This is a genomic window from Streptomyces sp. NPDC033845 (assembly GCF_055576225.1).
Window position 1 is genome coordinate 1 of record NZ_JBVIRI010000001.1, and the last position, 12,018, is coordinate 12,018.

Below are 12,018 nucleotides of genomic sequence, written 5' to 3' on the forward strand. Positions count from 1 at the left end.
GGAACCTCATCCACCGAGGTGGACGGGGTATCAACTTCTGGCGTTGATTTTTGGCACGCTGTTGAGTTCTCAAGGTGCGGACGCTTCCTTTGTACTGACCCTCGCGGGCTTTCCTCCGGGCGCTTCCTTCGTTCTTGCGTTTCCGACTCTATCAGATCTTTTCGGACCCGATTTCCTCGGTGCTTTCCAGGTTCTCGCTTTCGCGTTTCCCTTTCGGCGTGGTCACTACGTTAGCGGATTTCCCTTGCGGCTCATAATCGGGCCGCCGGTTCGGAATTCGGGCATGCCGAATTCATCCCCGCCAGGGTGAATCGTAGGTAGTGGTTGGCCGCTCCGGGCTGCTGACAGCAGTGCCCCGTTTCAAGCGGCTCGGGCTACGTTAGGCGGCGGCCAGGGGCGAGTCAAGTTGAGCGGCGGCGTGGCGCGTGGGCCCGGTAGGGGCTCACGGTGGGGTCGCCGGTGATCCAGAAGCGGTAGGGGTGGTGGGCTCCGTGCCCGCCCACCCCGGTGCGGGGTCCGTTGCTCACCAGGTCGGGTGTGGTGGGGGTGCCCGTCCTTACATACAGGGGGGCCTCCGAACCCGAGCAGAGGTCCGCACCGTCCAGGCTCCGGTCCACGTCCAGGGCCGTCGCCAGACGGGCCGGGCCTTTGGCCAGTTCTCTGGGGTTCTTGGCGGAAAGTCGACGTTTGGCCGCGAGATCCGCACCCACTGTGATCTCGCCGGCCCGGAGCAGCACCCCCGAGGCCTCCCCCGGCGGTCCGCACACCAGGTTGAGGCTGAACCACATGCCGTAGATGAAGTAGACGTACGCGTGTCCGGGCGGTCCGAACATCGATGCGTTGCGGGGAGTGCGCCCCCGGTAGGCGTGCGAGCCCGGGTCGGCCCGGCCCTCGTAGGCCTCCACCTCCGTGATGCGCAGCTCGATCGGGCCGTCCGCGGTGCGGCGGACCAGGGTGCGGCCGAGCAGGTCGGGGGCCACCGTGAGGACCGGGCGGTCGAAGAAGGCCCGGGGCAGGGGCGTACGGTCGGGACGCGCGCTCATCCGGTCGAGCGTAGTGGAGTCGATGGAGCTGCAACCGGGCTCTAAGGTTCCGCGTTATCAAGAGGTAGTCGTACGGAGAAGCAAGGGGAGTAGACGATGGGCTTCAGGAAGCTGCTGGCGAGTCTGGGTGCGGGCGGGGCCTCGGTGGACACGGTCATCACCGAGCCGAACGTGGTGCCGGGCGGGATCGTCCAGGGTGAGGTGCGGATCCAGGGCGGATCGGTGGACCAGCAGATCGAGGGGCTGTCCGTCGGTCTCCAGGCCCGGGTGGAGGTGGAGAGCGGTGACCAGGAGGTCAAGCAGGACATCGTCTTCACCAAGCAGCGGCTCGGCGGGGCGTTCACCGTCCAGGCCGGGGCGGTGCACGTGGTGCCGTTCGGTCTGGAGATCCCGTGGGAGACCCCGGTCACCCACTTCGCGGGCCGGCACCTGCACGGGATGAACATCGGTGTGAGCACCGAGCTGGAGATCGCCCGCGCGGTGGACGCCGGTGACCTCGACCCGATCAACGTGCACCCGGTGCCGGCTCAGCAGGCCATCCTGGACGCCTTCGCCCAGCTGGGCTTCCAGTTCCGCAGCGCGGACATGGAGCGCGGGCACATCCGGGGCACCCGGCAGACGCTGCCGTTCTACCAGGAGATCGAGTTCGTGCCGCCGCAGCAGTACCGGGGGCTGAACCAGGTCGAGCTCACCTTCGTCTCGGACGGCCGTGAGATGGACGTGGTCCTGGAGATGGACAAGAAGCCGGGTCTGTTCACCGAGGGCAGCGACACCTACCGCTGCTTCCAGGTGGGGCTGCAGTCGTACCAGAGCACGGACTGGGCTGCGTACCTGAACCAGTGGATCGCTTCGGTCGGTTCCCAGCGCAACTGGTTCTAGGGATCTAGGCTCCTGCCGGACAGGTCCGCGATCTGGAGGTTCGGTTGTGACTGAGCAGGGCAGGGCGCCGCTCCCGCACGATTTCCATCCGCCGGTGCACGCTTTCACCGTGACCAGTGCCGATCTGGCACCGGGTGCGGAGCTGGGCGAGGCGCAGGTGCTGGCGGGTGGGAACCTGTCGCCGCAGCTGCGGTGGGAGGGTTTCCCGGAGGGCACCGAGAGTTTCGCGGTGACCTGTTTCGACCCGGACGCTCCCACCGGCAGCGGGTTCTGGCACTGGGTGCTGTTCGACCTGCCGGTCTCCGTGACGGAGCTGCCGGCCGGGGCGGGCAGCGGGAAGTTCGAGGGGCTGCCGGCCGGGGCGGTGCAGGTCCGCAACGACTACGGGACCCGGGACTTCGGTGGGGCCGCGCCGCCCGCCGGGGAGCGTCACCGGTACGTGTTCACCGTGTACGCGGTGGACCGGGCGAAGCTGGGGCCCGACGCGGAGGCCTCGCCGGCGGTGGTCGGGTTCCATCTGCGGTTCCACGCCCTGGGACGTGCGCAGCTGATCGGTGAGTACCAGGCGGAGGCCTCGGACTGATCGTTCGCCGAGCGTTTGCCCGGTCCTGGTCTAAAGACGACCAGGACCGGGCATTTTTATTGCGTTGTCCCGCGTTGGTCCGCGCGTCCAGAGTGGTGCCGGGCCTTGCCGCCACAGGGGTGCGGGCCTGCACACGGGAGGTGGGCGAGATGCGGGACACGCTGGTGCTGAATGCGAGCTTCGAGCCGCTGTCGACGGTGACTCTGAACCGTGCGGTGGTCCTGGTGCTCCAGGACAAGGCCGTCGTGGAGGCCTCGCACCCCGAACTCCGGGTGCGGGCGGCGGCGGTGGACCTTCCGATGCCCCGGGTGATCCGGCTGTGCCGCTATGTACGGGTGCCCTTCCGAAGACACGCCCCGTGGTCGCGGCGGGGGGTGCTGGCCCGGGACCAGCACAGGTGCGCGTACTGCGGGAAGCGCGCCACCACGGTGGACCACGTGCTGCCGAGGGCGCAGGGCGGCGGGGACACCTGGCTGAACACGGTGGCCTCCTGCGCGGAGGACAACCACCGCAAGGCGGCGCGGACTCCGGAGGAGGCCGGGATGCCGCTGCTGCGGCGGCCGTTCGTGCCGTCCCCGGCGGACGCCATGCTGCTGGCCCTGGGGTCGGGCGGGCGGGGGGCGCTGCCGGAGTGGCTGGAGCGGAGCGCCTAGCCGGACGCCCCCTGGCCTCCGGGCCGGGCGCCCCGGCTCGCGGCTGACGCCGGTGGCCGGTGGCGCGTGGCCGGTGGCTAGCGGAGGAGCAGCTGGATGATCGCCACGGTGCCGACCAGCACGATGACCGCGCGGAGCGCGGTCGGCGGGAGGCGGCGGCCCACCTTGGCGCCGAGCTGGCCGCCGATGGTGGAGCCGACGGCGATCAGCAGCACGGCCGTCCAGTCGAAGTCGGCGACGAACAGGAAGAAGAGCGCGGCGATGCCGTTGACCATCGCCGCGATGACGTTCTTGACGGCGTTGACGCGCTGGAGGTCCTCGTTGAGGAAGAGGCCCATCAGCCCGAGGTAGAGGACTCCCTGGGCGGCGCCGAAGTAGCCTCCGTAGGCGCTGGAGAGCAATATGCCGGTGTGCAGGGCCGGGCCCCCGCCGGGGTTCGGTTCGCCGCCGGCCTTCTCCTGCCGGGCCCTGAGGGCGGCCGCCAGCCGGGGCTGGAGGACGACCAGGACCAGGGCGAGCCCGATGAGGATCGGCACGATGGTGTCGAAGGAGTCGGAGGGCAGCGTGAGGAGCAGGATGGCGCCCGCCAGGCCGCCGACCAGGCTGACGGCGCCGAGACGGAGCACCCGGGGGCCCTGTCCGCGGAGTTCCTTGCGGTAGCCGATGGCCCCGCTGATGGAGCCGGGGACCAGGCCGAGGGTGTTGGAGACGTTGGCGGTGACCGGGGGCAGGCCGGTGGCCAGCAGCACCGGGAACGTGATCAGCGTCCCGGAGCCGACGATGGTGTTGATGGTGCCGGCTCCGATGCCGGCAGCGAAGACCGCGAGCGATTCCCAGAGGGAGTCGTGGATGGACAAGGCCATCTCCTTCGGATCAGTGAGTCGCCTCCCCGCCGTGAGGGTCGAGGGGCCTCACTGATCATGCCGGACGGCCTGGCCGGTTCAGTCGATGGGGGGCTTCTCCCGACGGGCCGTCGGCTCGTCGGCCGGAGGTGCCTGTCGGGGCACCGAACCGCCGCCCATGGGGCCGAAGTTGCCCATGGCACCGGAGAGGCCCTTGAGGGCGTCGCCGATCTCGCTGGGCACGATCCAGAGCTTGTTGGCGTCACCCTCGGCGATCTTGGGGAGCATCTGGAGGTACTGGTAGGCGAGCAGCTTCTGGTCGGCGTCGCCGGCGTGGATGGACTCGAAGACGGTACGGATGGCCTGGGCCTCGCCCTCGGCGCGCAGGGCGGCCGCCTTGGCGTCACCCTCGGCGCGCAGGATCGAGGACTGCTTCTCGCCCTCGGCGCGCAGGATCTCGGACTGCCGGACACCCTCGGCCTGGAGGATGGCGGCGCGCTTGTCGCGGTCGGCGCGCATCTGCTTCTCCATCGAGTCCTGGATGGAGGTCGGCGGCTCGATGGCCTTGAGCTCGACGCGGTTGACGCGGATGCCCCACTTGCCGGTGGCCTCGTCGAGGACCCCGCGGAGGGCGGCGTTGATCTCCTCGCGGGAGGTGAGGGTCCGCTCCAGGTCCATTCCGCCGATGATGTTGCGGAGGGTGGTGACGGTGAGCTGCTCGATGGCCTGGATGTAGCTGGCCACCTCGTAGGTCGCGGCCCGGGCGTCGGTCACCTGGTAGTAGATGACGGTGTCGATGTTGACGACCAGGTTGTCCTGGGTGATGACCGGCTGCGGCGGGAACGGGACGACCTGCTCACGGAGGTCGATCCGGTTGCGGATCGAGTCGATGAACGGGACGACGATGTTGAGGCCCGCGTTGAGGGTGCGGGTGTAGCGCCCGAACCGTTCGACGATGGCGGCGCTGGCCTGCGGGATCACCTGGATCGTCTTGACCAGCGCGATGAAGACCAGCACCACCAGAATGATCAGGACGATGATGATCGGTTGCATGCGGTTCCCCGTGCCCTTCTGGCTGTCTGTCTGTGCGGAGTCGGGTTCGTCGACTCAGATGGCGTTCCGGCCGACCTGGCGGGCCGGTTCACAGGAGGTGGCGGCTCACCCGGCGGGCCGGCTCACATGACGACGGCGGTGGCGCCGTCGATCTCGACCACGTCGACCTGCTGGCCCACTTCGAAGCTGATGCCCGCGTCGAGGGTACGCGCGGACCAGATCTCGCCGGCGAGTTTGATCCGGCCGCCGCTGCCGTCCACGCGTTCGGTGACGACCGCGGATCTGCCCTTCAACGCCTCGATGCCGCTGCGGTGTTGGGGGCGCTGGTCGCGGTGCCGGTTGGCGATCGGCCGGACCACGGCGAGCAGCGCGACCGAGACCACCACGAAGACCAGGACTTGGGCGACGACACCGCCGCCGAGGGCCGCCGTGATCGCGGCCGCGACCGCTCCGGCGGCGAACATGCCGAATTCCGGCATCGCGGTCAGGACCAGGGGTATGCCCAGTCCGACCGCGCCGATGAGCCACCACACCCACGCGTCGATGTCCACGTGGTCATGGTAGGTGGGCCGGGCGCGGTCGGGACAGGGTACGGGCGAGGAGGTGCCCGGGAGCGTCCCTAGCGGAGCGGGAGGCCCTGGGCCGTCCAGCGGTCGCTCTCGTTGCGCTGGACCACCAGCGGCAGGCCGAAGCACAACGACAGGTTGCGGGAGGTGAGTTCGAGGTCGATGGGGCCGGCGGCGACCACCTTGCCCTGACGGATCATCAGGACGTGGGTGAATCCGGGAGCGATCTCCTCGACGTGGTGGGTGACCATCACCATGGAGGGGGCGAGCGGGTCGCGGGCCAGTCGGCCGAGGCGGCGGACCAGGTCCTCGCGGCCACCGAGGTCGAGTCCGGCGGCCGGCTCGTCGAGGAGCAGCAGCTCCGGGTCGGTCATCAGGGCGCGGGCGATCAGGGTGCGCTTGCGCTCGCCCTCGGAGAGGGTGCCGAACTTCCGGTCGAGGTAGGCGGTCATGCCGAGGCGGTCGAGGAAGGCGCGGGCGCGCTGCTCGTCGATCTCCTCGTACTCCTCATGCCAGCTGGCCGTCATGCCGTAGGCGGCGGTGAGGACGGTCTGCAGGACGGTCTGCCGCTTGGGGAGCTTGTCGGCCATCGCGATGCCGGCCATGCCGATCCGCGGGCGGAGCTCGAAGACGTCGACCCGGCCGAGGGTGGAACCGAGGATGGTGGCCTGGCCCTTGGTGGGGAAGAGGTAGCTGGAGGCGAGGTTGAGCAGGGTGGTCTTCCCGGCGCCGTTGGGGCCGAGGATCACCCAGCGCTCCCCCTCCTTGACCGACCAGGAGACCTGGTCCACCAGAGCCCGGCCCTCGCGGACCACGGATACGTCCACCAGATCCAGAACGTCGCTCATCAGCGGTTGTCTCCCCTTGCATGTCGGTCCGTAGTGCGCCGGTGGGCGCAGCCCCAGGGAAAACCTACGCCACTCGGCGGGTCCGTAAGGTGGGGGGATGCTGATCGAACCACGTTCAGGGCGGCTGGCCGCCTGGGGGAACGCGCTGCTGGCCGGTCTGGTGTCGCCCGACGAGGCGGTGTCCTCGGCGGTGGGCGAGGACCACGTGCACCGGGTGACGGGGTTGCCGGGAGAGACGGGGCCGGTGGGGCTGACGCTCGCGTTGGGGCGGCTGCGGGCACTGGGGGTCACGGGGTTGCGGGTGGCCCTGCCGGCCCCGGGGCATCCGCTGGGGCTGAGCGGTCCCGCGGAGTTCAACGCGCGGGCGCTGGAGGCGGCGGAGGCCGTGGTGTGCACGGGGGCGGCACTGGGTCTGGTGCCGGAGGTGACCGAGGCCGGGCCGGCCGGCGATCTGCACGTGTCGGTGCTCTGGCACTGCCTGCCGGTACGGGAGGCCCCGCCGGCCGACGTGCCGTCGCTCGGCGAGGCGGAGCGGGAACTGGCGGAGGCGCTGCGGGAGGCGACGGTGGTGCTGACCCGGCTGGACGTGGCCGGTTCGGGCCCGGCCTCCGAGGCCGTGGTCTCGGCGTACCGGGCCAGGGCCGAGGCCGGCCGGGAGGTGCTGGCCCCGGGATATCCGCCGCGGGCGGTGCGGGTGCTGGAGCTGGCGCAGCGGGTCGGGCTGCTGGTGGGCATGGCGTACGAGCACGGGCCCGGCGGGGCGGTCACGGCCGGCGAGATCGAGGCGCGCACGGTGGCGCTCCGGCCGGTGGAGCGGGTGGCCCGGCGGGCGCAGGTGGCGGCGTACAACGCGTACGTGGAGGAACGCGAACGCGAACGGGGCCACGGCCGCGGCTGAACCACGGCCGGGCGCGGCCCGGCGCGAAGACGGCCCGGGTGCGACCCGGGGCCGGGGCTTGGGCGCCGGGCCGGCTCGGGGTGGCCCCGCTTCCCGGGGGAGGTGGGGGGAGGCGGGGCCGCGGTGGGTCAGTTGTTGAGACCGGTGTTGCCGAAGGCTCCGTTGAGGAGGCCGATGACGTTCACGGTGTTGCCGACCGAGTTGACCGGGACGTGCACGGGGAGCTGGGCGAGGTTGCCGGCGGCGACGCCGGGCGAGCCGATGGCCTCGCCCTCGGCGTGGGATCCGCCGTGGGCCGCGGATACACCCGCCGCGGCGGCGACCAGGCCGCCGGCGATCGCGGTGACGGCAGCGGCCTTGTTGAGCTTCTTCACTTTCACAGCCTCCATGAGCGTTCGCCGCGGCAGGTCGCCGCGGCACGTCATGGAGAACGGGCGGCGCTCCCCGGGGATACGCCATGTGGGCTACATACACACGACGGTATGAATCTATGAATCTCAGTCCGGTGCGTGTCCGGTGCGCACCGCCCACAGGGCCGCCTGGGTGCGGTCGGCCAGGTCCAGCTTCATCAGGATGTTGGAGACGTGGGTCTTGACCGTCTTCTCGGAGAGGACCAGGGCGCGGGCGATCTCCCGGTTGGAGCGGCCGTCCGCGATCAGGGTGAGGACCTCGCCCTCGCGGTCGGTGAGGGTGGAGCCGCGGGTCGGGGCGGGCGGCTGGTCCTCGGGGGTGAGGAGGAGCAGCGCCAGCTCCGGCTGGAGCAGGACGTGGCCGGCGTGCACGGAGCGGATGGCGGCGGCGAGCGCCTCGGGGTCGATGTCCTTGTAGAGGTATCCGGCGGCGCCCGCGCGGAGTGCGGGGAGCACCGTGCGCTGTTCGGTGAAGCTGGTGACGATCAGGACCCGGGCCGGGTTGGCGAGCTCCCTGAGCCGTTTCAGGGCCTCGATCCCGTCCATGCCGGGCATCTTGACGTCCATCAGGATGACGTCGGGGCGGAGTTCCTCGGCGAGGGCGCAGCCGGTCCCGCCGTCGGCGGCCTCCCCGACGACCTCGATGTCCTCCTGGATCTCCAGGAAGGTGCGCAGGCCGCGGCGGACCACCTGGTGGTCGTCGACGAGCAGGACCTGGATGCGGGGGTCGGCCAGGGGGTCGGCCAGCGGGTCAGCCACCGGGGATCTCCATCTCGATCGTGGTGCCCTCGCCGGGCACCGATTGAACGGTGAGGCGGCCGCCGGCGCCGCTCGCCCGGTCCCGCATGGAGACCAGGCCGAGGTGGCGGCCGGCCCGCCGGACCGTTCTGGGGTCGAAGCCGGAGCCGTCGTCGCCGACCCGGAGGGTGACCCCCTGGGGGTCCCGGGTGAGGGTGACGGTGACCCGTTCGGCGCCGGAGTGCCGCAGGGCGTTGTGCAGGGCCTCCTGGGCGACCCGCAGCAGGGCCTCCTCGTGGGCGGCCGGGAGGGCCTTCACCCCTTCGCTGGTGAAGGTGACGGTGGCGGTGTGGGCCCGGTCCAGGACCTGGACCTGGGTGCGGAGGGTGGCGACCAGGCCGTCCTCGTCGAGGGCGGCCGGGCGGAGCTCGACCACGGCGGCGCGCAGTTCGTCGGCGGCCTCGGCGGCCAGCAGGGCGACCTGGTGGAGTTCCTGTTTGGCGCGGGCCGGGTCCCGGTCGACGAGGGCGGTGGCGGCCTGGGCGGTGAGGCGCAGCGAGAACAGTTTCTGGGCCACCGCGTCGTGGAGTTCGTGGGCCAGCCGGGAGCGTTCCTCGGCGATGGTCAGTTCGCGGCTGCGTTCGTGGAGCCGGGCGTTGGTGAGGGCGATCGCGGCGTGCTGGGCGAGGAGGCCGAGGAGGTCCTCGTCGGCCTCGGTGAACCCGCAGCCGCCGCCGGGGCGCGGGCAGCGCTTGTTGGCGAGGAAGAGGGCGCCGAGGACCTCCTCGCCGTCGCGGATGGGCAGGCCGAGGAAGTCGGAGAGCTCGGGGTGCGCGGCGGGCCAGCCGCCGAAGCGGGGGTCCTGGCGGAGGTCGGCGAGCCGTTCGGGGGCCGAGGAGTGGAGCATCGCGGCGAGGATGCCGTGCTGGCGGGGCAGCGGGCCGATGCGGCGCCACTGCTCGTCGCTGATGCCGTCGACCACGAACTGGGCGAAGCCTCCGTGGTCGTCGGGGACGCCGAGGGCGGCGTATTCGGCGTCGAGGAGGGTGCGGGCCGAGACGACGATCGTCTTGAGGACGTCGTGGACCTCCAGCTGCCGGTTCATGGCGAGCAGCGCGGTGCTCACCGCGGCCAGGCCCGTGCGTTCCGGTCCGTTGTGCATGGGATCACCGTACCCGGGGCTCTGACCTGCGGGATCGGCCATCGGACCGAGGCCGGGGACCTAGGGCGGGGGCCCGGGGCGAGGTGGGGTCGGCCTACTTCCAAGGGAGGGGTGCGGGTGGGGCCGGCGGCCGAGGCGGGGCGGGGGCCCGGGTTCCTAGCTTGAAGGTGTTCGCAGGACGGCCGGGGACTCCGGTGCGTGAGGAACGGGTGAGGAAGGGGTGCGGTCATGGCCGTGGCATTGGTGACGGGGGCTTCGCGGGGGTTGGGCCGGGCGCTGGCCGGGGAGCTGGCGGGGCGCGGCTGGGACCTGGTGCTGGGGGCGCGGAGCGCGGGGCCGCTGGCGGAGCTGGCGGCGGAGCTCGGCGGGGGCGGGGTGCGGGTGGTGCCGGTGGTGGGGGACGTGGCCGATGCCGGGCACCGGGCGGAGCTGGTGGCGGCGGCGGTCGGGCTGGGGGGTCTGGAGCTGCTGGTGAACAACGCGGCGGTGCTGCCGGCCGAGCCGCTGGTGTCGCTGGCGGAGCAGCCGCTGGAGGCGTTCCGGGCGGCGCTGGAGACCAATGTGGTGGCGCCGCTGGGGCTGGTGCAGGAGGCGGCGGGGCTGCTGCGGGCCTCGGGGCGGGGTGCGGTGCTCAATCTGAGTTCGGACGCGGCGGTGGTGCCGTACCGGACGTGGGGGGCGTACGGGGGCACGAAGGCGGCGGTGGACCTGCTGTCGGCGGTGCTGGCGGTGGAGGAGCCCGGGCTGCGGGTGTGGTGGGCGGATCCGGGGTCGATGGCGACGCGGATGATGGCGGCGGCCGATCCGGCGGAGGACACGGCCTCGCTGCCGGGGCCAGGGGAGGTGGCTCCGGTGCTGCTGCGGCTGGTGGTGGAGCGGCTGCCGAGCGGTCGGTACACGGCGGAGGGTCTGGCCCTGGAGGGTGTGCGATGAGCGGCTCATCGGGGCGGGGTTGGACGCCGGGCACGGCACAGAGCATTACGTCCCCCTATATAACGGACATTCCTCCGGGGCTTTCGGCTCGGGTTCCGGCCGAGCAGCGGGGGCCGGGACTGGGACGCGACGCGGTGCGGCTGCTGGTGTCCCGGGGGACGGAGGTGTCCCTGCACGGGTTCCGGGAGCTGCCGGAGCTGCTGCGGGCCGGGGACGTCCTGGTGGTGAACACCTCGGCGACCCTGCCGGCGGCGGTGGACGCCCGGCTGGGGGCGGACCGGGAGGCGGTGGTGGTGCACCTCTCCACCCGGGGGGACGACGGGCGCTGGGCGGTGGAGCTGCGCGAGCGGGACGGGCGGGGGACGACCCGGCCGCGCGGCGGCGGTCCGGCGGGGACGGTGGCGGAGCTGCCGGGCGGGCTGGGCCTGGTCTGGGAGGAGCCCCTGTCGGCCGGGTCGGACCGGTTGTGGTGGGCGCGGCCGACCGGGCGCGCGGGCGCCCAGGCGGACGGCGCCGTGGTGTACGGGGTGATGCGGGAGCACGGGCGGCCCATCCGGTACGCGTACACGGAGCGGGACCAGCCGCTGGCCGCGTACCAGACGGTGTTCGCGCGGCCGGGGCCGGACGGGGCGGGTTCGGCGGAGATGCCGAGCGCGGCCCGGCCCTTCACCGGGGAGCTGGTGGCGCGGCTGGTGAGCCGGGGGGTCCAGGTGGTTCCGCTGACCCTGCACACCGGGGTGGCCTCGGCCGAGGCGCACGAGCCGCCGTATCCGGAGCGGTTCGAGGTGCCGGAGGCTACGGCCCGGCTGGTGAACGCGGCCCGGGCCGGGGGCGGGCGGGTGATCGGGGTGGGGACCACCGCGGTCCGGGCCCTGGAGTCGGCGGCCGACGGGCGCGGGGTGGTCCGGCCGGCCGCCGGGTGGACGGATCTGGTGGTGACCCCGCGGCGCGGGGTGCGGGCGGTGGACGGGCTGCTGACCGGGCTGCACGAGCCGGCGGCCTCGCACCTGCTGATGCTGGAGGCGGTGGCCGGGCGGGAGGCCGTACGCCGCGGGTATGCCGAGGCGGCGGCCCGTCTCTGCCTTTGGCACGAGTTCGGGGACGTCCATCTGCTACTCAAGGAGGAGACGGCTCACTGATTGCGTTGCCATCGCAACAGATGGTGAGCGGGAGCGGGGTCCGGTGTGAGCCCGGGCATAGGACGCACATCACTTACGAAGTCGCGTAGTGGAGAAGTAAAGGCGCCGTCAGGGCTGCTGGGAGCGGCTCTGACGGCGAAATCAGGGGCCCGACGCGGCGCCCTGATCCACTATCCGGCTTCGTACGTCACACCTTTGCCACGGGATTTTGCCGCCGCTAAGAATGGCCTCCGTCGCACGGCGCCGCTGGATCCCCGGGATCCCGGCGGCG

14 protein-coding genes are annotated in these 12,018 nt (G+C 72.0%); 6 read left to right on the top strand and 8 right to left on the bottom strand.

The window, feature by feature from the left end; translation table 11 throughout:
• Nucleotides 1-401: 401 nt before the first annotated feature.
• Nucleotides 402-1,043, bottom strand: coding sequence for a DNA-3-methyladenine glycosylase (locus ACZ50K_RS00005; RefSeq protein ID WP_468895202.1), 642 nt, complete (start codon nucleotides 1,041-1,043; stop codon nucleotides 402-404).
• A 96-nt stretch (nucleotides 1,044-1,139) separates the two neighbouring features.
• Here ACZ50K_RS00005 and ACZ50K_RS00010 point away from each other — a divergent pair, with 96 nt between their 5' ends.
• The 3 genes from ACZ50K_RS00010 (at nucleotide 1,140) to ACZ50K_RS00020 (ending at nucleotide 3,158) form a co-directional block, all read left to right on the top strand.
• The gene (locus ACZ50K_RS00010; RefSeq protein WP_468895205.1) at nucleotides 1,140-1,922 is read left to right on the top strand and encodes a sporulation protein; all 783 of its coding nucleotides are present in this window, start codon (nucleotides 1,140-1,142) and stop codon (nucleotides 1,920-1,922) included.
• A gap of 46 nt (nucleotides 1,923-1,968) precedes the next feature.
• The gene (locus ACZ50K_RS00015; protein WP_468895208.1) at nucleotides 1,969-2,505 is read left to right on the top strand and encodes a YbhB/YbcL family Raf kinase inhibitor-like protein; all 537 of its coding nucleotides are present in this window, start codon (nucleotides 1,969-1,971) and stop codon (nucleotides 2,503-2,505) included.
• A 149-nt stretch (nucleotides 2,506-2,654) separates the two neighbouring features.
• Nucleotides 2,655-3,158 carry an HNH endonuclease gene (locus ACZ50K_RS00020; RefSeq protein ID WP_468895211.1) on the top strand — a complete coding sequence of 168 codons (504 nt, stop codon included), beginning with the start codon at nucleotides 2,655-2,657 and terminating at the stop codon, nucleotides 3,156-3,158.
• A gap of 77 nt (nucleotides 3,159-3,235) precedes the next feature.
• Here the strand turns inward: ACZ50K_RS00020 and ACZ50K_RS00025 are convergent, their stop codons facing one another.
• The 4 genes from ACZ50K_RS00025 to ACZ50K_RS00040 form a co-directional block, all read right to left on the bottom strand.
• On the bottom strand, nucleotides 3,236-4,021 hold the full coding sequence (locus ACZ50K_RS00025) for a sulfite exporter TauE/SafE family protein (RefSeq protein WP_468895214.1): 786 nt from the start codon (nucleotides 4,019-4,021) through the stop codon (nucleotides 3,236-3,238).
• A gap of 78 nt (nucleotides 4,022-4,099) precedes the next feature.
• A complete protein-coding gene (locus ACZ50K_RS00030; protein WP_468895217.1) occupies nucleotides 4,100-5,053 on the bottom strand; it encodes an SPFH domain-containing protein in 954 nt (317 codons plus the stop codon).
• 122 nt (nucleotides 5,054-5,175) lie between these two features.
• Nucleotides 5,176-5,604: an NfeD family protein gene (locus tag ACZ50K_RS00035; protein WP_468895221.1), complete on the bottom strand. Its 429-nt coding sequence runs from the start codon at nucleotides 5,602-5,604 to the stop codon at nucleotides 5,176-5,178.
• Between the two features lie 68 nt (nucleotides 5,605-5,672).
• Nucleotides 5,673-6,467 (bottom strand): ABC transporter ATP-binding protein, encoded by a 795-nt coding sequence (locus ACZ50K_RS00040; RefSeq protein WP_468895224.1) that lies wholly within the window; start codon nucleotides 6,465-6,467, stop codon nucleotides 5,673-5,675.
• A 97-nt stretch (nucleotides 6,468-6,564) separates the two neighbouring features.
• On the opposite strand from ACZ50K_RS00040, the gene ACZ50K_RS00045 reads away from it, so the two are divergent.
• Nucleotides 6,565-7,365, top strand: a complete 801-nt coding sequence (locus ACZ50K_RS00045) for a hypothetical protein (RefSeq protein ID WP_468895227.1) — start codon at nucleotides 6,565-6,567, stop codon at nucleotides 7,363-7,365.
• Nucleotides 7,366-7,493: 128 nt separating this feature from the next.
• On the opposite strand, the gene ACZ50K_RS00050 is transcribed toward ACZ50K_RS00045, so the two are convergent.
• The 3 genes from ACZ50K_RS00050 to ACZ50K_RS00060 all read right to left on the bottom strand — a co-directional run bounded on the left by ACZ50K_RS00050 (nucleotide 7,494) and on the right by ACZ50K_RS00060 (nucleotide 9,675).
• Entirely contained in the window at nucleotides 7,494-7,739 is a 246-nt protein-coding gene (locus ACZ50K_RS00050; RefSeq protein WP_468895230.1) for a chaplin, read from the bottom strand.
• Between the two features lie 123 nt (nucleotides 7,740-7,862).
• A complete protein-coding gene (locus ACZ50K_RS00055) occupies nucleotides 7,863-8,510 on the bottom strand; it encodes a response regulator (RefSeq protein ID WP_468897119.1) in 648 nt (215 codons plus the stop codon).
• A gap of 16 nt (nucleotides 8,511-8,526) precedes the next feature.
• Nucleotides 8,527-9,675, bottom strand: a complete 1,149-nt coding sequence (locus tag ACZ50K_RS00060) for a GAF domain-containing sensor histidine kinase (RefSeq protein ID WP_468895233.1) — start codon at nucleotides 9,673-9,675, stop codon at nucleotides 8,527-8,529.
• A gap of 228 nt (nucleotides 9,676-9,903) precedes the next feature.
• Here ACZ50K_RS00060 and ACZ50K_RS00065 point away from each other — a divergent pair, with 228 nt between their 5' ends.
• Both ACZ50K_RS00065 and ACZ50K_RS00070 read left to right on the top strand, forming a co-directional pair.
• Nucleotides 9,904-10,608, top strand: coding sequence for an SDR family NAD(P)-dependent oxidoreductase (locus ACZ50K_RS00065; RefSeq protein ID WP_468895236.1), 705 nt, complete (start codon nucleotides 9,904-9,906; stop codon nucleotides 10,606-10,608).
• Nucleotides 10,605-11,747 (top strand): S-adenosylmethionine:tRNA ribosyltransferase-isomerase, encoded by a 1,143-nt coding sequence (locus tag ACZ50K_RS00070; protein ID WP_468895239.1) that lies wholly within the window; start codon nucleotides 10,605-10,607, stop codon nucleotides 11,745-11,747. Before ACZ50K_RS00065 ends, ACZ50K_RS00070 begins: the two co-directional genes overlap by 4 nt.
• The last annotated feature ends 271 nt before the right edge of the window (nucleotides 11,748-12,018 follow it).